Annotated in this window: 17 protein-coding genes and 1 other annotated feature; of the genes, 1 reads left to right on the top strand and 16 read right to left on the bottom strand. The window is 35.7% G+C overall.

Features of this window, described 5'->3' with window-relative positions:
* Positions 1 to 131: 131 nt before the first annotated feature.
* Together JMI89_RS09045 and JMI89_RS09040 are read right to left on the bottom strand one after the other, a co-directional pair.
* Entirely contained in the window at positions 132 to 1,964 is a 1,833-nt protein-coding gene (locus tag JMI89_RS09045; RefSeq protein ID WP_220679891.1) for an ABC transporter ATP-binding protein, read from the bottom strand.
* A gap of 159 nt (positions 1,965 to 2,123) precedes the next feature.
* Complete coding sequence (locus JMI89_RS09040) at positions 2,124 to 2,519, bottom strand: Lrp/AsnC family transcriptional regulator (protein ID WP_220679890.1); 396 nt, start codon at positions 2,517 to 2,519, stop codon at positions 2,124 to 2,126.
* A 117-nt stretch (positions 2,520 to 2,636) separates the two neighbouring features.
* On the opposite strand from JMI89_RS09040, the gene JMI89_RS09035 reads away from it, so the two are divergent.
* Positions 2,637 to 3,194 (top strand): cysteine hydrolase family protein, encoded by a 558-nt coding sequence (locus tag JMI89_RS09035; protein ID WP_220679889.1) that lies wholly within the window; start codon positions 2,637 to 2,639, stop codon positions 3,192 to 3,194.
* A gap of 115 nt (positions 3,195 to 3,309) precedes the next feature.
* On the opposite strand, the gene hisIE is transcribed toward JMI89_RS09035, so the two are convergent.
* The 14 genes from hisIE to licT form a co-directional block, all read right to left on the bottom strand.
* Positions 3,310 to 3,921: a bifunctional phosphoribosyl-AMP cyclohydrolase/phosphoribosyl-ATP diphosphatase HisIE gene (gene hisIE, locus JMI89_RS09030; protein WP_187755396.1), complete on the bottom strand. Its 612-nt coding sequence runs from the start codon at positions 3,919 to 3,921 to the stop codon at positions 3,310 to 3,312.
* Positions 3,915 to 4,691: an imidazole glycerol phosphate synthase subunit HisF gene (gene hisF / locus JMI89_RS09025; RefSeq protein WP_187755395.1), complete on the bottom strand. Its 777-nt coding sequence runs from the start codon at positions 4,689 to 4,691 to the stop codon at positions 3,915 to 3,917. The genes hisIE and hisF overlap by 7 nt, the downstream gene beginning before the upstream one ends.
* Positions 4,673 to 5,410, bottom strand: coding sequence for a 1-(5-phosphoribosyl)-5-[(5-phosphoribosylamino)methylideneamino]imidazole-4-carboxamide isomerase (gene hisA / locus JMI89_RS09020; RefSeq protein ID WP_187755500.1), 738 nt, complete (start codon positions 5,408 to 5,410; stop codon positions 4,673 to 4,675). The genes hisF and hisA overlap by 19 nt, the downstream gene beginning before the upstream one ends.
* A 17-nt stretch (positions 5,411 to 5,427) precedes the next feature.
* On the bottom strand, positions 5,428 to 6,015 hold the full coding sequence (hisH, locus tag JMI89_RS09015; protein WP_187755394.1) for an imidazole glycerol phosphate synthase subunit HisH: 588 nt from the start codon (positions 6,013 to 6,015) through the stop codon (positions 5,428 to 5,430).
* Entirely contained in the window at positions 6,015 to 7,082 is a 1,068-nt protein-coding gene (gene hisB / locus JMI89_RS09010) for a bifunctional histidinol-phosphatase/imidazoleglycerol-phosphate dehydratase HisB (protein WP_220679887.1), read from the bottom strand. Before hisB ends, hisH begins: the two co-directional genes overlap by 1 nt.
* A gap of 1 nt (position 7,083) precedes the next feature.
* Positions 7,084 to 8,166, bottom strand: coding sequence for a histidinol-phosphate transaminase (gene hisC, locus JMI89_RS09005; protein WP_187755392.1), 1,083 nt, complete (start codon positions 8,164 to 8,166; stop codon positions 7,084 to 7,086).
* On the bottom strand, positions 8,166 to 9,464 hold the full coding sequence (gene hisD, locus JMI89_RS09000; RefSeq protein WP_220679886.1) for a histidinol dehydrogenase: 1,299 nt from the start codon (positions 9,462 to 9,464) through the stop codon (positions 8,166 to 8,168). Before hisD ends, hisC begins: the two co-directional genes overlap by 1 nt.
* Before the next feature lie 5 nt (positions 9,465 to 9,469).
* Positions 9,470 to 10,369 (bottom strand): ATP phosphoribosyltransferase, encoded by a 900-nt coding sequence (gene hisG, locus JMI89_RS08995; RefSeq protein ID WP_220679885.1) that lies wholly within the window; start codon positions 10,367 to 10,369, stop codon positions 9,470 to 9,472.
* 51 nt (positions 10,370 to 10,420) lie between these two features.
* Positions 10,421 to 10,538 (bottom strand) — a sequence feature (His leader region).
* A gap of 633 nt (positions 10,539 to 11,171) precedes the next feature.
* Entirely contained in the window at positions 11,172 to 11,936 is a 765-nt protein-coding gene (locus tag JMI89_RS08990) for a histidine phosphatase family protein (protein WP_187755389.1), read from the bottom strand.
* Positions 11,937 to 11,949: 13 nt separating this feature from the next.
* The gene (locus tag JMI89_RS08985; RefSeq protein ID WP_187755388.1) at positions 11,950 to 13,290 is read right to left on the bottom strand and encodes an OprD family outer membrane porin; all 1,341 of its coding nucleotides are present in this window, start codon (positions 13,288 to 13,290) and stop codon (positions 11,950 to 11,952) included.
* A gap of 115 nt (positions 13,291 to 13,405) precedes the next feature.
* The gene (locus JMI89_RS08980; protein WP_187755387.1) at positions 13,406 to 14,197 is read right to left on the bottom strand and encodes a histidine phosphatase family protein; all 792 of its coding nucleotides are present in this window, start codon (positions 14,195 to 14,197) and stop codon (positions 13,406 to 13,408) included.
* 18 nt (positions 14,198 to 14,215) lie between these two features.
* Positions 14,216 to 15,622 (bottom strand): glycoside hydrolase family 1 protein, encoded by a 1,407-nt coding sequence (locus JMI89_RS08975; protein ID WP_220679884.1) that lies wholly within the window; start codon positions 15,620 to 15,622, stop codon positions 14,216 to 14,218.
* A gap of 3 nt (positions 15,623 to 15,625) precedes the next feature.
* A complete protein-coding gene (locus JMI89_RS08970) occupies positions 15,626 to 17,500 on the bottom strand; it encodes a beta-glucoside-specific PTS transporter subunit IIABC (RefSeq protein ID WP_187755385.1) in 1,875 nt (624 codons plus the stop codon).
* A 181-nt stretch (positions 17,501 to 17,681) separates the two neighbouring features.
* Positions 17,682 to 18,536 (bottom strand): BglG family transcription antiterminator LicT, encoded by an 855-nt coding sequence (gene licT / locus JMI89_RS08965; protein WP_187755384.1) that lies wholly within the window; start codon positions 18,534 to 18,536, stop codon positions 17,682 to 17,684.
* Positions 18,537 to 18,914 lie beyond the last annotated feature (378 nt).

Below are 18,914 nucleotides of genomic sequence, written 5' to 3'. Positions count from 1 at the left end.
TAAGTTGCAGTAATGGCAAAACTGTCGCCAATACTGAGCAATAATTGGACAGTAAAATTAATAATCTGAAATTTATTCTATCTACCTAATCAACTGTAGCGATTTAATGACTACAGTTGATATTGCGCAAACTAGATCTCGCCAAGAAAACCACCACTTTGGTGTTTCCAGAGCTGGGCATACAGTCCATTTTGTTTTAATAAAGCTTGATGACTGCCTTGTTCAATAATTTTACCGTTATCTAACACAATTAGGCGATCCATTGCTGCTATAGTTGCCAAACGGTGCGCAATAGCAATAACCGTTTTACCTTCCATTAACTGATAAAGACTTTCTTGGATTGCTATTTCAACTTCTGAATCTAAAGCACTTGTTGCTTCATCTAATAATAGGATCGGGGCATTTTTTAACATTACTCGGGCGATCGCGATTCGTTGCCGCTGCCCACCGGATAATTTAATTCCACGTTCCCCCACATAAGCATCATAACCACTACGTCCTTGGGCATCTCGTAAGGTTAGGATAAACTTCTCTGCTTCTGCTTGACGAGCTGCTTGCCGCATTTGTTCTTCATTTGCATTAGGATTACCATATAAAAGGTTTTCTCGTACTGATCGATGTAACAAAGAAGTATCTTGGGTAACCATACCAATTTGTGAGCGTAGACTGTCTTGGGTAACGGTACGGATATCTTTGTCGTCTATCAATATTTGTCCACTTTGTAAATCATAAAAACGTAATAATAGATTAATTAGCGTTGATTTACCGGCGCCAGAACGACCCACTAAACCTATTTTTTCTCCTGATTTAATATTCAAGTTTAATTGCTCAATAATGGGATCATTGGCACGATTATCATAATGAAAACAAACATTATTAAATTGAATATCACCGCGAGTTACTTTAAGTTCAGTTGCATTAGTTTGATCTTTGATTTCTTGTTGCGCAGAAAAAGTATTGATGCCATCTTGTACTACGCCAATATTTTCAAATAAGGCTGTCATTTCCCACATAATCCAGTGTGATAATCCATTTAAACGTAATGCCATTGCGGTTGCCGCGGCAATCGCTCCCACACCGACGATTGAAGTACTCCAAAGATAAAGTGCTAGTCCTGCTGTACTTAATATTAAGCTAATATTGAGAATATGATTGACTATTTCAAAACTGCTAACTAATCGCATCTGTTTATTGACAGTAATGAGAAAACCATCCATTGAATCCTTTGCATAATTTGCTTCATTTCCCGAATGAGAAAAGAGTTTTACTGTCATGATATTTGTATAAGCATCAGTTATGCGTCCGGTCATGAGCGAACGCGCATCGGCTTGTTGTTTAGCAACTTTACCTAATCGCGGAACAAAATAGAACAGTGCTACTACATAACACAATAGCCAACCGGTGAATGGAACAATAAACCAAATATCGAAACCAGAGAGGACAAGTGACATAGTGAAGAAATAGATTATGGCAAATACTAAAATATCAGCGATCAAAAAGCAGGTATCACGAACGGCAAGTGCCGTTTGCATCACTTTTGCTGAAACGCGTCCGGCAAACTCATCCTGAAAAAATCGCATACTTTGATTCAATACTAAACGATGTAAATTCCAACGAAGTCGCATTGGAAAATTACCCGCTAAAACTTGATGCTTTATAGTGGTTTGCAAGGCAACTAATAGCGTACTGGCGACAATAATAATAGTTAAGATGATTAAAGTTCGTCCCTCTTTTTGCCAAAGTTCATGAGGGATAACGTCACTAAGTTTATCAATCACTTGCCCCATCATAGCAAATAAAAACGCTTCAAATGCACCCGTCGTAGCGGTAAAGAAAATTAATAATAGAATATAAAACCGCATGCCTTTGGTCACTTGCCACAAAAATAGAAACAAATTTTTGGCAATGCTAGAGGGAATATCTTTAGGGTAGGGATTGACTCTTTTTTCGAACCATCGGTACATCTATAAATCCAATTTTTTATGCAAATTTAAGTTAATCATACACTATCTTGGTGAAAAAGTTTATTGTTTGATTGGTGTTAATATAATAAATTGACTTTAACAAATTGATTAAAAATTATTTATATTATTAAGATGCAAGTATAAAAATAATAAAAAACGTTATGTTTTTACTGATTTTAAGCGATAACTGATTTTATAACGCGCATAAGGCGTGATTTCATTAATAAATTTTATCAAATCATCATGGTCAAAACAGGATTGAATAAAATAACATCCATCACCTGTAATTTTATCTAAGGTCAAAACTTGCTGATAAGCACAAACCATTTGTTCAAATTCTTTAAATGAGTGATTGTTCATATAAAAAGTGATAAATTGATAATTTGCGTAATAAATTTGGGTGGTAAATTTGCTAATAATCCCCTTATCCTGCAATTGTTGTACACGTACACCAACTGCTTGACCGGTTAGAAATACTTTTTCACCTATTGCTTTCCACGATAAACGACTATTGTTAGCTAATATTGAAAGAATTTGTTTATCTTTATCATCCATAAAAGGTATCTTTTTCAAATTGAAAATAATCTTAAGTAAAGCTTTTCAGTAAGCTGTATCGTTATTTTAGTTAATCTTACATAATAAGTTAACACTTTTTTAAATGAGGAGTAAATCATGAAACAAGGGTTAATTATTATTGATGTACAAAATGATTATTTTGATAATGGTAATATGACGTTGGTAAATACCAAAATAGCCTTGCAAAATACATTGGCATTACAAACCTTTTTTCGTTCACAAAACAAACCTATTTTTTATATTCAACATGTTAATGTACGACAAGGTGCCACATTTTTTAAACCAAATACACCGGGTATTAACATTCATTCTCGTTTATTACCAATTAAAGTTGAAAATAATGAAGTTATCATCCGTAAACATTATCCAAATAGTTTTAAAGATACCACTTTGCAAACTGAACTAAGCCGAGCTAATATTGAACAAGTCGTCATCTGTGGTATGATGAGTCATATGTGTGTTGATTCAACCACACGTCAAGCAGCCGAATTAGGCTATCAACCAATTTTGATTGCTGATGCTTGTGCAACACGCGATCTTACCTTTCAATCAATAACAGTCAAAGCTGAGCAAGTACAAATCGCTTTTATGAGTGCATTAGCTAATTTTAGTGATGTTTATAATACCCAACAATTTATGGCAATTAACAATTAGCATTAAAAATAATGTTACTAGGATGAAAGGCAGTATCAAATAATGGGAGATGAACTATTTTTAACCTATGATCAATTAAACTCGGTTAAAAATAGTTCAATATAGCCCGATTCGTTTACTGATGTCTCGCTTTTAAAATACCAATCACATCTTGTAAGGATAAATTTTGATCTTGTAATAAGACTAATAAATGATAAATCAAATCTGCGGATTCATTTTTTAGCTCTTCTTGGTCGTGTACGGTAGCTGCCAAAGCGGTTTCGACGCCTTCTTCACCTACCTTCTGTGCAATGCGTTTGGTTCCGTCATGATATAATTTGGCGGTATAAGATGACTTCGGATCTGCTGTTTTACGTGAAGCAAGTAATTGTTCCAATTCGAATAAGAAACCCCAATCGGATTTTGCGGAACCAAAACAACTCATCGTACCTTTATGACAGGTTGGCCCTATTGGGTTAACTAATATCAGTAAGGTATCATGATCGCAATCAGGGGCGATTTTAACTACATTTAAAAAATGACCGGAGCTTTCGCCTTTAGTCCATAATCGTGCTTTAGTCCGTGAATAGAAAGTTACTTTACCTGTTGCGATGGTTTGCTGTAGGGCATCTTGATTCATATACCCAAGCATCAATACATCACCGGACACAGCATGTTGAATAATTACCGGCATTAAATGATTGACCTTTTGCCAATCTAATTGCGTAATTTGTTGAGTTGTTAACATAAGCGTATTGCCACTCCATTATTTGCTAGGTATTGTTTTAATTCAGCAATATTGATAATTTGTTTGTGAAAAACTGATGCAGCTAAGGCTCCGTCAACATTAACTTGTTTAAAAGCATCAAGAAAATGATGCATTTTACCAGCCCCACCAGATGCGATTAAAGGTACTTTGCATATTTGACGTATTGATTTTAATTGCGTTAGATCATACCCTTGCTTAACACCATCCTGATTCATCATATTAAGTACGATTTCACCAGCTCCATGTTTTTGGACTTCTTGTACCCAATCAAGTGTATTCCAGACAGTGGCAACTGTGCGTTTTTCATCCCCGGTATATTGATAAACATGATATTGGTTAGTTTTTTCATCATGCCAAGTATCAATACCCACTACAACGCATTGTACACCAAAGCGATCGGCTAACCGACTAATTAAGTTTGGATCGGCTAGGGCAGGGGAGTTTATTGAAATTTTATCTGCGCCGTATGATAAAATTTTAGCAGCATCATCAATGGTCTTAATACCGCCAGCCACACAAAATGGAATATCGATGACTTCTGCGACTTTAGCTACCCAAGTTTTATCTACAACGCGTCCGTCTGAAGAGGCAGTTATATCATAAAATACCAATTCATCGGCGCCTTCTATTGCATAGCGTTTGGCTAATGGCACGATGTCACCGATAATTTCATGGTTACGAAATTGCACGCCTTTGACGACTTGCCCATTTCGGACATCCAGACAAGGAATTATACGTTTTGCCAACATGTAATCGCCTCCCTAACGGTAAATTTTCCTTCTAATAAAGCACGACCGACGATAATGCCTGAAACACCACTTTTTTCTAATGCTTTCACATCATTAATATCACCTATTCCCCCCGATGCTTGTAAAGCAATTTGCGGATATTTATGGCTGATTTCATGATAAAGAGCGACGTTTGAACCTGTTAGCGTGCCGTCTTTTGCGATGTCAGTACATAAAACATGTTTAAGACCAACAGCCAGATAATCTTCGATAATCTGTTCCAAAGTTTTACAGGATTGCTCTTGCCAACCATGAATAGCAACATATTTTTGCCCATTAGGTGAGATACGAACATCTAATGCCAATACGAAGCGGTCAGCACCATAAGTTTTAAACCAGTTTTTAACCATCTCTGGAGATGTAATTGCGGTTGAGCCAATTACTACTCGCTCTGCTCCAGCGGTTAATAGTGCTTCAACATCTGCTTGTTGACGAATTCCACCGCCGATTTGTACGGGTATAGTTACCCCATTAATTAATTTACTGATCAGCGCTATTTGACGAGCATTAGGATCTTTTGCACCAGTTAGGTCAACCAAATGAAGTAGTTGTGCACCTTGTGCTTGATAATCTTGTAAACGGTATAAGGGATCATCGCTATATTGACGTTTTTGCGCATAATCACCTTGATGTAAACGAACTACCTGACCATCAATGAGATCCAATGCAGGGATAATAATTGGTTTTTGCATTAGTATTACATCTCCAGAAAGTTTTTCAGCAGTTTTGCACCTGCTAAGCCAGAACGTTCGGGATGAAATTGAACGCCGTAATAATTGTCTTTTTGAACGGCAGCGGTAAAGTTTTCGCCGTATTTGGTTTCTGCAATAGTTGCTGAACATAAAGGTAATGCGTATCCGTGAACAAAATAAAAATAAGAACCGTCTGGAATTTCCCGAAACAAATGATTGCCTGCTTTCGGGTAAACTTGATTCCAACCCATATGTGGTAAAGGTAACCCACAATCAGGTATTTTGGCAATAGTTTCCTTAATAAAACCTAAAGTATCCACATTACCTTCTTGGCTATGTTCAGCAAATAATTGCATACCTAAACAAATGCCTAATGTTGGTTGGGTACAGACTTTAATTACTTCTATTAAATGCCGTTGTGCCAATTGCTCCATTGCTGCACTTGCAGCACCTACACCGGGTAATAGTAGTTTGTCTGCTTTTAAGATAAGATCGGGATCATCGGTGATCATCGGTTGATATCCTAAGCGTTCAATAGCATATTTAACGGAAGCTAGATTAGCGCACGCAGTATCAATAATAATAATATTCATTACAGCACTCCCTTGGAACTTGGTAGATTATTACCCTCAATTTTTATTGCTTGTTTTAAAGTACGTGCAAATGCTTTAAAGAGGCTTTCAATACGATGATGATCGTTATCGCCATTTGTTTCCATATGTAAAGTGATAGCCATAGCATAGCATAAAGAATAGAAGAAATGTTCTACCATTTGCGTACTCATATCGCCAACTTTTTGATGAGTAAATTGCGCCTTATAGACTAAATATGGCCGACCAGAAATATCGATTGCGCATTTCGCTAAGCACTCATCCATTGGGATTACAGAAGCATATCGGGTAATGCCACGTTTATCACCTAAGGCTATTTTTAATGCTTCACCTAAAGCTAATCCAGTGTCTTCAATCGTATGGTGATCATCAACATTCAAATCACCTTCAACCTGGATATTTAATTTAATACCACCATGTGTGGCAATTTGGTCAAGCATATGATCAAAAAAGCCGATGCCGGTATGTATCATGCTGTTACCCTGACGATCGAGCCAGACTTCTACTAAGATCTGGGTCTCTTTGGTGTGACGTTCAACTTTAGCATAACGGTCCGGAGTGGTTAAACGTTGCGCAATCTCATCCCAGTTTAATATTTCTGGATGATAGCGTAATCCATTGATTGCCATGTTTTTAGCTAATTGTAAATCGGTTTCTCTGTCACCAATTACATAACTATTTTGTTTATCTAATTTACCATCCAAAAGATATGGTAACACCAATTGAATTTTCGGTTTACGACAATCACAATTATCTTTAGGAAAATGAGGGCAAATTAATACATTCTCGAATTTAATTCCCTGTGATTGAAAAATTTGCATCATTAATTGATGTGGTCCTTCGAAACTTGCCAGCGGAAAGCTTTCCGTTCCTAATCCATCTTGATTGGTCACCATCACCAATTTAAAGCCAGCAGCCTGTAGTTTTAATAGCGCTGGAATGACATTGGTTTCTAATGCCAGTTTTTCATATTTATCCACTTGAAAATCAATCGGTGGTTCAGTAATTAGAGTGCCATCGCGATCAATAAAAAGGTATTTCTGCGCCATATTATTCATCCTTATTATGAATTGTCATTAATGCATGAACGAGGGCATCGCATTCAGCGGTTGTTCCGATTGAAATACGGATGCAATTAGCTAAACCATGTTGCTTATGCTGATCTCGCAAAATGATCCCTTTTTCCCACAATGTTTTAAAAATGTATTGACCATTTTTAAATTTCACCAAAATATAATTACTATCGCTTGGGTAAATCTTTTCTACCATATTGAGCGTTTCCAGTTGTTCGATCAATTTTTGTTTTTGTTTATTTAAGTTAACAACATGTAATTGCATCGCAATAAGATTCTCATTAGTCAGAGCTTGGGCTGCAATGTCAGCAACAGGTGTGGCTAATGGGTATGGTGCGATTATTTTCTGCAAGGCAGTTATAATCGGTGGATTGGCAATGGTAAAACCACAGCGCAATCCAGCTAAGGCGAAAGCTTTAGATAACGTTCGCAATATAACAAGATGTGGAAAATCAGCTAACCAGCTAACGATCGAATTTTCATGAGAAAACTCAATATAGGCTTCATCAACGACGACGAGCGCTCTATTTGCTGCCATTGTTAATAGTTTCTTAATATCGTTAGGATTAAGCAAATTGCCAGTGGGATTATTAGGTGAACAAATATAAATTAATTTGACGTGATTAAGGTTTTGTTCAATCGTCGGCAAATCTAATTGCCAATCTACGGTTTGAGGAATTGCTTTATAATTAATACCTAATGTTTGGGCACTGACTAGATACATACCATAAGTGGGAGGGCAAAAAATTATGCTATCATGTTGCGGTTCACAAAAGGCACGCATCAGTAATTCAATCGCTTCGTCTGCACCTCGACTGACTATTAACTGTTCAGGTTTAACGCCAGCATAATTAGCATAACGTTCTAGAACCTGTTGGGGTTGTGGTTCAGGGTAACGATTAAAATTTTGTTGTTTCAATTCATAATGAGGTGAAATGGGATACTCATTAGCGTTTAACCAAATATCACCTTTACCGCCGATCCGACGTGCTGATTGATAAGGGGTAAGTTCACGAACATTTTTTCTAACCAATTTTGTGATATCTATAGGATTTGTCATTATTGTGATTCCTTATTTAATGCCGCAAGTCGTAACGTTACCGCTTGTTTATGTGCAGTAAGTTGTTCTGCTTCAGCCATCAGTTCAACCGTTTTACCAATGGCTAATAATCCTTGTGGAGATAATTGTTGAATCGTCATTCTTTTTTGAAAGTCCGCTAGACCTAAGCTTGAGTAGGTGGCTGTATAACCATATGTTGGTAATACGTGATTGGTACCGGAAGCATAATCACCTACTGACTCCGGTGACCAAGCGCCTAGAAATACTGATCCGGCACTGCTAATCTTTTCTACCAATGCTGGCGCATTTTGGGCTTGAATAATCAAATGTTCTGGACCATAACGATTGCTTATTTCAATACATTGATTAATGTCGGAGGTAATGATTATGCGACTTTGACTTAAAGCCTGTTGTGCAATCGCTTTTCTTGATAATGATGCCAATTGCTTATCTACCTCTACAGATACAGCTTTAGCAAGATCTTCATCAGGCGTGAGTAAAATAACTTGTGAGTCGGGACCGTGTTCAGCTTGTGATAATAGATCGGCAGCAATGAATACTGGATTAGCTTGATGATCGGCGATGACTAGTACCTCAGAAGGACCGGCTGGCATATCAATTGCTGCACCATCAATACGTTGACTTATTTGACGTTTTGCTTCTGTAACATATGCATTACCAGGACCAAAAATTTTGTCGACACGTGTGATTGTTTCGGTGCCAAATGCCATGGCAGCAATAGCTTGAGCACCGCCAAGTTGATAAACGTCGCAAACACCACATAATTCGGCCGCGTATAAAATTTCATCGGCAATTGGCGGTGGGGAACATAAAATCACTTGTTTACAACCTGCAATTTTAGCTGGAATAGCCAACATTAAAACAGTTGAAAGCAAAGGAGCAGAGCCGCCAGGAATATATAATCCCACCGATTGAAGCGGTCGAGTGACCTGTTGGCATTGAATGCCGGGCATTGTTTCAACCATGATTGGCGGATGGCGTTGTGCCTGATGAAATAACTCAATATTTTTTGCTGCTTGTTGCATGGCTTGCTTGAGTTCTGGATTGACTCGGTTGCTAGCTTGACTGATTTGATGGCTATTGAGTTTTATTTCCTCTAAGATAACTTTATCAAACTTCTGACACAGGGTTTTTAACGCGGTATCGCCCTTTTCTTTAACTTGCTGCAATATGGCATTGACAGCTTCACTGATAGACTGCGATGCATTTACCGCAGGGCGGGTTAATAACGTTTTTTGTTCCTGTTGATTACAATTCTGCCAATGAGTGATTATCATCTTTTTTACTCCATCATTTTCTCAATAGGTAATACAAGTATTGAACTAGCGCCTAACAGTTTTAGTTTTTCCATTGTTTCCCAGAATAAGGATTCACTACTGACCATATGAAGTGCTACCCGATTTTCTTCATTAGCTAATGGTAAAATGGTTGGATCTTCCGCTCCGGGTAATAATGCAATCACTTGTTCTAAAGCATTGGTTGGTGCATGTAACATAATATATTTTGATTCACGAGCTTGAATGACACCTTGAATACGGGTCATTAATTTATCAATAAGTGCTTGTTTATCAGATGATAACGTTCCATCACGTTGAATTAAACAGGCTTTTGAACGATATATTACTTCAATTTCCTTTAAACCGTTTGCTTCTAAAGTGGCTCCGCTTGACACTAAATCACAGATAACATCAGCTAATCCTGCACGTGGTGCAACTTCAACTGATCCATTTAATAAACAAGTTTTGAAATTAACATTATATTGATTTAAATAACGCTTCAGTAGGTGAGGATAGGTGGTGGCAACACGTAAATTATCCAGACATTGCGGTCCTTGGTAATCAAAATCTCGTGGCGCAGCTAGCGATAATCGACAACCACCAAAATCTAAACGACGTAACATTTTAAATTGTGGTTGTTGACCCTCTGCTTGACGCGAAAGTACTTCTTCTTCTAGTACATTTTCACCAATAATGCCAATGTCTACTACACCATCAATGACTAAACCAGGAATATCGTCATCGCGCACACGTAAAATATCAATTGGCATATTTTCGGCAAAAGCAATAAGGCGTTGTTCATGTAAATTGATTTTAATACCACATTGGGTTAATAGTTTTTTTGAATCGTCGCTTAACCGACCAGATTTTTGCATTGCAATACGTAACCGTGAATTATCTAACATTTTCCTCTCCAAATGGTAAGTTGAAAAATTATACTTATTACTTGTAAAGCCAATAAAAAACCCTCGGAAGAGGATCTTCCGAGGGCTCTGTGAATCTTTTGCGCTTAACCGGAAGACCTTGTCTTCCAGCACCAAACGCCCGAAGACTAATCAGGGATGGTGATGATGATGGGTATTACAGTTTAAAACAAAAGCGCAAAGTAAATTCATAACATTTAATATTCAAAATAAAGATACTAGGTAAAATAGCTGATAAATTTATTACTGACAAGTGATTTTTTTACTGTTTACAAAAAAAGCTAAATTAGTTATCGAATTGTTTCTATAAATGCGATTACAGAGAAATATCATGATATAGCAGAGATAATAGATATTTAAATTGAATAATTAAATTTAAAATTATTTGTTTATTTATTAGTAACAATTTTTCCAAAATTATCAATTAAAAACAGTAAAATTTACTTATAAAAGACTAGACTAAGTAATTATCACTAAAGTATTTCAAACAAGTAAATTAATTTTAATTCAATTAACACTAAACTCTAAATATTTTTGAAATTGGGTATCGTTGCTTAAATTCAATCTAAACTTTTCTTTATTCAACAATACCGATCTGTTTTTATGCGTTTTAATAAAATTGATCTATTACAAAACACTTTGGAAAAATTTAGAATTTTAGCACACTGTTTTTTTTAAATATGTGGTTAGTTTATGTAGGTTAACTATCGTGTAATCATTTAGCGATATTAAGATGTTTTAAAACCACTCTTTTCCGAGTGGTTATGATTGAATTTTTATAAAATTATTTAATCAATTTAGCATTTTCGACATAGCTCATATCACCCACACTTTCGACAATAAAGATGCCATCATCTGTATAACGGATTTTAGTTACACTTGCATTACCTAATGCTTGGTGAACAGGTGTTTCGGTCATTTCATTAATCATAGCTAGTATTGCCATACCATGAGAAACAATTAATACATTTCCACCACCTTGTTTCTGAGCAGATTTCGCAATATCATACATTGATTCTAGCATACGATTTTTTACCGTTTCATAATTTTCAGCTTCACCCGACTTTTCAACAGCTGCAATAGCATTCATCATTTTATCAATAGTAATTTTACCGGCATTGAAATCAGCCATTAATTCTTGATCAGAGGGATAACCAAGATATTGTGCAGCCGGTCCCCACATATTTGGGTCTAAATCACCTTCAAATAAGCCAAAGCACGTTTCGCGTAACGTTTTTAATTCGGTAATAATGTTTTTTTCATCCCCTTTGGCTTCTAATATTAAACGCGCTGTTTCACGAGCTCTTCCTGAATCACTGGAATAAACAGCTATAAAATCAACATGTTTTAAACCTAGACCTAATTGTTGCGCAACTTCAACACCGGCTTTAGTTAAGGGGGTATCCGACCAACCTTGAGCTCGATGAGTTGTATTGAACATCGTTTTACCATGGCGTGTAAAATAGAGGTTAACTTCAGCTGCAAAAGATTGTGATACTTGGATAGTAAAAATGAATACGAGACTTATTAATTGGATAAATTTTTTCATGGTTTCTTCCTCATTATAACAAATTAAATCGATAATCGATGACTGTCTCTGCTGATAAGGTTGGCGATCGCTGAGCTCGGCCATGTCTTAATTTTGGCGTGATATCCGAAGTACTCATTGTTTTGTAAGACCATCCGTAGCCAAATTTGGATAAAATTGATAAATTTTTAAATGTTCCACTTTTAGGCTTCCAGATATTAAAGACATTGATCTCACCATTTTTTAACCTATCATGCTTATAGTTAAATTCACCATAATTCATGTACAGTCCAGTACTATTATCTTTAAAGAAATCGTAAGTGAGTACCGATGTCAATACGATTTCGCCATCACGCATATAATCAGCTCCAGCAGCGGCTAGACCATTAAAGCGACCGCGTGTGTTTTTACCTAAATGTCGGCCATAATACCCTATAGCATTATGTTTATTGGCATCAGTATATGCTAAACCAATTCTGATACTCCAATCAGTTTCTTTCCATTCAATATCAGATGCATAGTGCCAAGCATGGTTTTCGAACTCTTTTTTATCAATTTTCATAGTGTCATAATTATTTAAAGCATAACTACCATAAAATTGAGAGCGAAGTATCATTTTTGGTATCGGTTTATAGGATAGTTCTAGGGCATGGCGTCTTAAATAATCTTTCGCTTCACCGTAGGAATAATCTAACGTGAGATTGTCATTTTGGTAGGCTAATTCTGTAGTAAAAATATGATCAATCACATTTTTTCGATCATTACTCAAAAAGTGAACCTTTTTAGCTGATTCTCGCGGTAGCGTGCTGTCAATATAACCTAAGGAAAAAGCAATATTGTTGTATTTTAAAATACCGCTGTACCCTAGATAACTATTTCGTGTTAGATGATGCGAAGAACTGATGACGCCAAAATCTTTTAAATGATGCCAACCAAGTTTAGCGTTAAAACTTAAATTGTCGTTAGTTAATTTAATTTTTGCATAACGTTGAGTAAATTTATTAAATCCTTTCGCATTATGCTTATCAAATCCTTTTCCATGATTATATAGAAGATTACGGGTAGCGAAATAATCACTAGCGCCTAATTTAATGACATTATCATAAGTCACATCCAAACCTATTACATTGAATAGATAACCTGATTGATAATCAAATTTGAAAGCTTGTCCCCAAGCACTATGAACTTCTTTGGATTGTGCTGCATTTTCTTTTAAATATTTCCAATGATTACGTGTCGAAAAATCGAAGTGGCTTTGTTTGAAAAAGTCGTTGTCAGTAATTGTGTTAACAAATGTATTATCGTGATTATTACTAGCGAAGGCACTGCTTATGGTTATGGTAGAGATTATTCCTATTATAACTATATTTTTCATATATTATTCTCCATATAAAATTGAATACAGCGCTATAATCTCAATACTTAATTTAGCTATAATTCACTTATGCTATGATTAACATAAATTCAATTTGTTCTTTTATGCTTATCAATCAGTTAGTTAAAGCCAGTCGACCACGGTTAACGTACGCCATGTTACCAATTTCGTTGACTTCATATTGACCATTTTGGTAAGTTATTTTTATTATTGTGGCATTACTCAATGGTTTATTTTTCGTTAGATCATTCGTTAAATCATCAATCATAATTTGCATCGACATACCGGAAGATATAGCCAATACATTTTTTTGTTTATTATCTAACGCATTTTGTATAATAGTATGTAATGCTTCGGTAGTTCTAGTTTTAACTTGTTGAAAATTTTCAGCCATATTTTTACTATCTGCCTCGGCAATGCTGTTCGTCAGGTTTTTAACTGAAATTTTGCCCGCTAGATAAGCTTGATAAAACACGGTTTTAGAATGAAAACCAAGTCGTTTCATGCTTGCTATGACCATGTTACTATTCGGTTGACCTTCAAAGCCGCCATAAAAAACTTCACGTAATCCTTTTAATTCATGGATTGGAGCATTGTTAATTTGCATTTGTTTTAAAATTACCTGCATGGTTTCGCGTTGTCGACCTGCATCACTGGTGTAAAAAGCATCAAATTTAATCCCTTTCAAACCTTCTCCCAAATATTGGGCAACTTCAATCCCTTGATCCGTTAATGGCGAATCAGCCCAGCCTTGAACCAAATCAAAAGTATTAAACAGCGTTTTACCGTGACGAGCAAAATAGATTGTGACCGTTTTATCATTAGTAGTTACCGGCTGTGAATGACAGCCGGCGATTATTGATAAAATAGAAAGTAATACAATAATGAATAACGCTTTCAATTTCATCGTGCATCCTCTTTTATTCTAGATAGATGGTTTGTATTTTAATGTTTCACCATTAGATTTGATGACCGATTGATACCAGTAAAAACTTTTTTTACGGCTACGTTGCAAGCTACCGCTACCATCTTGGTTGAGATCAACATAGATAAAACCGTACCGTTTAGTGATTTCAGCTTTAGAAGCACTGATCAGATCAATCGGTCCCCAACTGGTATATCCGATCACTTCAACGCCATCTTCGATAGCTTCATAAACCTGTACTAGATGATCGTTCATATAATCAATACGATAGTCATCATTAATCGTTCCATCAGCCTCGACTTTATCTTTAGCACCTAGACCATTTTCGACAATAAAAAGAGGTTTTTGGAAACGCTCATAAAGAAGATTCAGTAGATAACGGATACCTGTTGGGTCTATTTGCCATCCCCATTCAGATGCTTTTAAGTGTGGATTAGGTACCATATCTAAAATATTACCTTTTTTACGTAACGAATTATCGGATGTCCCACAACAACTCATATAGTAGCTAAAGGAAACAAAGTCGATGGTAGCTTTAAGATCCTCGCGGTCTTGATCGGTAATATGAAGATTAATATGATTTTCTTTGAAATAGCGACGCATATACGTTGGATAATAGCCTCGTGTCTGCACATCGCCAAAGAATAACCAGCCATGATTTTCTTGATGTGTTGCCCAAACATCAGCTGGTTTTGGTGATAATGGGTAAGCCACCGCACCAAGTAGCATATTACCAATTTTTGCATCAGGAATAATTTGATGACATAATTTAACCGCTCGTCCACTGGCAACTAATTGATGATGGATTGCTTGATAAATTTGTTCTTTAGTACTGTTTCTAGCCAAACCAACGCCGGTAAAGGGTTCGTGTAATGACATATTAATTTCATTAAATGTTAACCAATATTTGACTTTATCTTTGTAACGTTCAAATACCGTTTTGGCGTAACGGGTAAAAAAATCAATAACTTTACGATTGCCCCAACCGCCGTATTGGGTAACGAGATGATAAGGCATTTCATAATGTGACAGTGTCACTAACGGGCTGATGTTGTACTTCGCCATTTCATCAAATAACTTGTCATAAAATGCTAACCCTTTTTCATTAGGTTGTTCTTCATCACCATTGGGAAAAATTCGTGTCCAAGCAATGGAAATCCGTAAACAGGTGAATCCCATTTCAGCAAAGAGAGCAATATCTTCAGGGTATCGGTGATAAAAATCGATTGCGCGATCTTTGATGCTAGTGATTTCGGTTTCATTACGGTTAATGATTTCACCAAATAATCCATTTGGTGTACAGTCAGATGTAGATAAACCCTTACCATCTTCACGATAAGCCCCTTCAACTTGATTGGCGGCAATAGCTCCTCCCCAAAGGAAATTTTGTGGGAATTTGATTGACATGTTTTACTCCTTATTTTTTGTTAATGCTAACAATGCATCACCACTTTTAATATCGTCTTGGTTAAAAATACATTGGACTGCTTGATAATTATCGCTATTTGTCACAATCACAGGGGTCGTTATTTCAAAACCGGCTTGTTCAATTGCATCAATATCAAAACTGACTAACAAATCACCTTGTTTAACTTTACTCCCCATCTGCACATGTGCTTCAAAAAATTGACCATCTAATTTTACGGTATCTATACCAATGTGGATCAATATTTCCACACCTGAATCAGTTAGAATACCAATGGCATGTTTGGTTCTAAATAGCGATACAATTTCACCATCTGCAGGTGCGACAGCTTGTCCAATCGCTGGTATGATTGCTGCTCCTTTGCCCATTAATTCGCTGGCAAAGGTTTGATCACTCACTTGATTCAACGGGATAAGTTTACCGGTCATTGGACTAAAAAGGGTGATATCATTTGCTGATTTTTGTGAAACATCTTTTTCACCACTAATCATTTGCACTTTATCTTTTGCAATACCAAAGCAATAAGTGACAATTGCCGATAAACTGAATGAGGCAATTGAACCAATAACCACGGCATAGAATCTTTGATCAATTCCTTCTCGTGGAATTAATTGTAAGAATGCAAATATACTGATGAAACTAAATGAATAAATGACGGAATGATAATAACCGACAATGGCTCCACCAATTGTTGCTGATAAACAGCCAATGATAAATGGTCGTTTTAGCGGTAAGTTGACACCATAAATGGCTGGTTCAGTTACACCAAAGATCCCAGATAGTACCGAAGAATTCGCTAATGCCTTAAATTGCTTGTCTTTACTGCGTAGCATAACAGCCAATACCGCCCCAACTTGGGCAAATACCGCAGGAAACAAGATCGGTAACATAAAATCTTGTTGATAAAGTGTAATATTATTCATGATAAAAGGCACTAATCCCCAATGAATACCAAATATAACCATTACTTGCCATGCGGCGGCTAAAATCATCGATGCGACAATAGGATTGAGATGATATACATAGATAATACCTGTAGCGACGTGATCGCAGATAAACGAGACAACTGGTCCGATAACCGCAAATGTTAAAGGGACGGTGATTAAAATACCCAAAAGAGGAGATATGAATTTTTTAAAGGAATCATGTAGAACTTTATTAAAATTTCTCTCTAATAAACAATAAAACCAACTGGCTAAAATAATAGGGAACACTGATGAAGCATAAGGAATCAGATTGATCGGAATAGAGAAAAATTCAGTGTTAAATGATAATGCACCCTTCATCATACCACCAATAACAGGATGAACCAGTGCGCCACCTAAAGCCAAACCAACATAGGGATTACCGCCGAATTTTTTCACTGCGGAGAAACCTAAAATTATTGGTAGATAATAAAATGGTGCATCAGCAATTGCAAATAAGAAATTGAAAGTTGGCGTGTTCGGTTGAATCACACTAATGACTACTAAAAATTCAATTATCCCTTTAAGAATCCCACCAGCTACGATGATGGCTAATGTAGGGATAAAAATGCCAGAAACCAAATCAATCAGTCTGGAAAAAATACCAATTTTTTTCCCCGATGGGGTATCTGGCGTGTTTTTGTCATTAAAATTTGCCAGTTGCATGATATCACTATAGACATCGGCAACATGATTACCGATGACCACTTGAAATTGTCCGCCACTTTTAACCACGGTAATAATGCCAATTTGTTTTTTCAAATTGTCTTCATCGGCCTTAGCGTCATCTTTCAAAACAAATCTTAAGCGAGTTGCACAATGCACCAAACTAATGACATTGTCTTTCCCACCTACATGCTGAATAATTAATTCAGCGAGCGCTTGATTTTTCATAATTAATCCTATTTTCTAAGCAAAAAAAAACCTAAACCTCACCTGAAATGGCGAGATTTAGGTTTTGCCCGTTTTAATAAACAGTAACAATCCAATATTTTGTGGTTAGACTAGCATTTTTTTTACTTTACTGAAAAGTAGATCTTTTATTTAAAATAACTTTTGTGATCAGCTTCTCATTTTAAGCTGTTTGCGCAATGTTCTGTAATTCGTTACGTAAACGCTCAATATGAATTGTTAGATATAAGCTTTCATCTTCGGTTAACGCATGACCGTATTGATTGATCAAATGTAGGTCGATGCGTTTAGTACATAAATACGCTTGTTGATAGTTTTGTTTAATCATATCCCATAATGCCGGATCATGGGTAGTGGTGAAATTATCATTTAAAATGCGGTGTGAAAAAAACTTCAAGTGGGTAATAAATCTTTGATAAGTTAAACTTTCTTCATCATATTCAAATTTAAAATAGTATTTAACGATATTTAATATTTCGCGGATGATTTTTGTCATGGCAACGATGTTTGACATGGTATCATTGAGTTGAGCATTAATGATGTGAAACGTAATAAAACCAGCCTCATCTTCAGGAAGTTGAATATTAAGCCGTTGTTTAATTACATCTAATGCAAATTCACCAATTTTAAATTCGTTTGCATAAAGTTTTTTAATTTCCCACAAAAATCCATTGGGTATGTTAAAGCCTTGTTTATGTCTTTCAATTGCAAAATGGATATGATCGGTTAATGTTATATAGATACTTTCTTGTAATTTTTGATTTAATTCAGTTTTGGCGCGATTAATTATAATTTCGCTGACGGTAATGACTTCAAGCGGAATTTCCGACAATAATTCGGTAAAGCGGGGAATGATTTCTTTATTGATTAATGAAAACTGCTTTTCGATTAATGCTTGATCAACTAAATCACCTTCTTTTTTTTTGAAACCAATACCTCTACCAGTGATAATCCTTTCCTGACCTTTGTTACCAAGCGTTACAATCACATTATTATTTAAAATTTTATGAATTTTCATTATAATTTATAGTTATATTTCAATTATCTATTTATCATATATCATAATGTTATAATTTTACCAGTTAAAAGGTGAAGATTTGAATGTGTGATCTTAGTCATATTTTAGTCAATAATAGATGATTATTTGCTGAATATATATTCAGCAATATATAAAAGATATTAATCACGATTTTGCATATTTGATTATATGATGTAAAAATACCTGTTATTTTGGCAGTGCTGAAATTTTATTTTTTGGTTAAAACATCTTAAAAAAGTTGTTTTTTTAACTATTTTTTAAATTAGCAACATAGTTGTAGTAATTGAATTAATTAATCGCTATGCTATTGATCATTAAAAATTTTTAAATACTTAACCTTATTTCTTTGCATGGTTG

Source organism: Frischella sp. Ac48, from assembly GCF_019641635.1.
Taxonomy (GTDB): Bacteria; Pseudomonadota; Gammaproteobacteria; order Enterobacterales; family Orbaceae; genus Frischella; species Frischella japonica.
The sequence above is the reverse complement of the archived record's forward strand: the minus strand, read 5'-3'. Positions and strand labels throughout refer to the sequence as shown.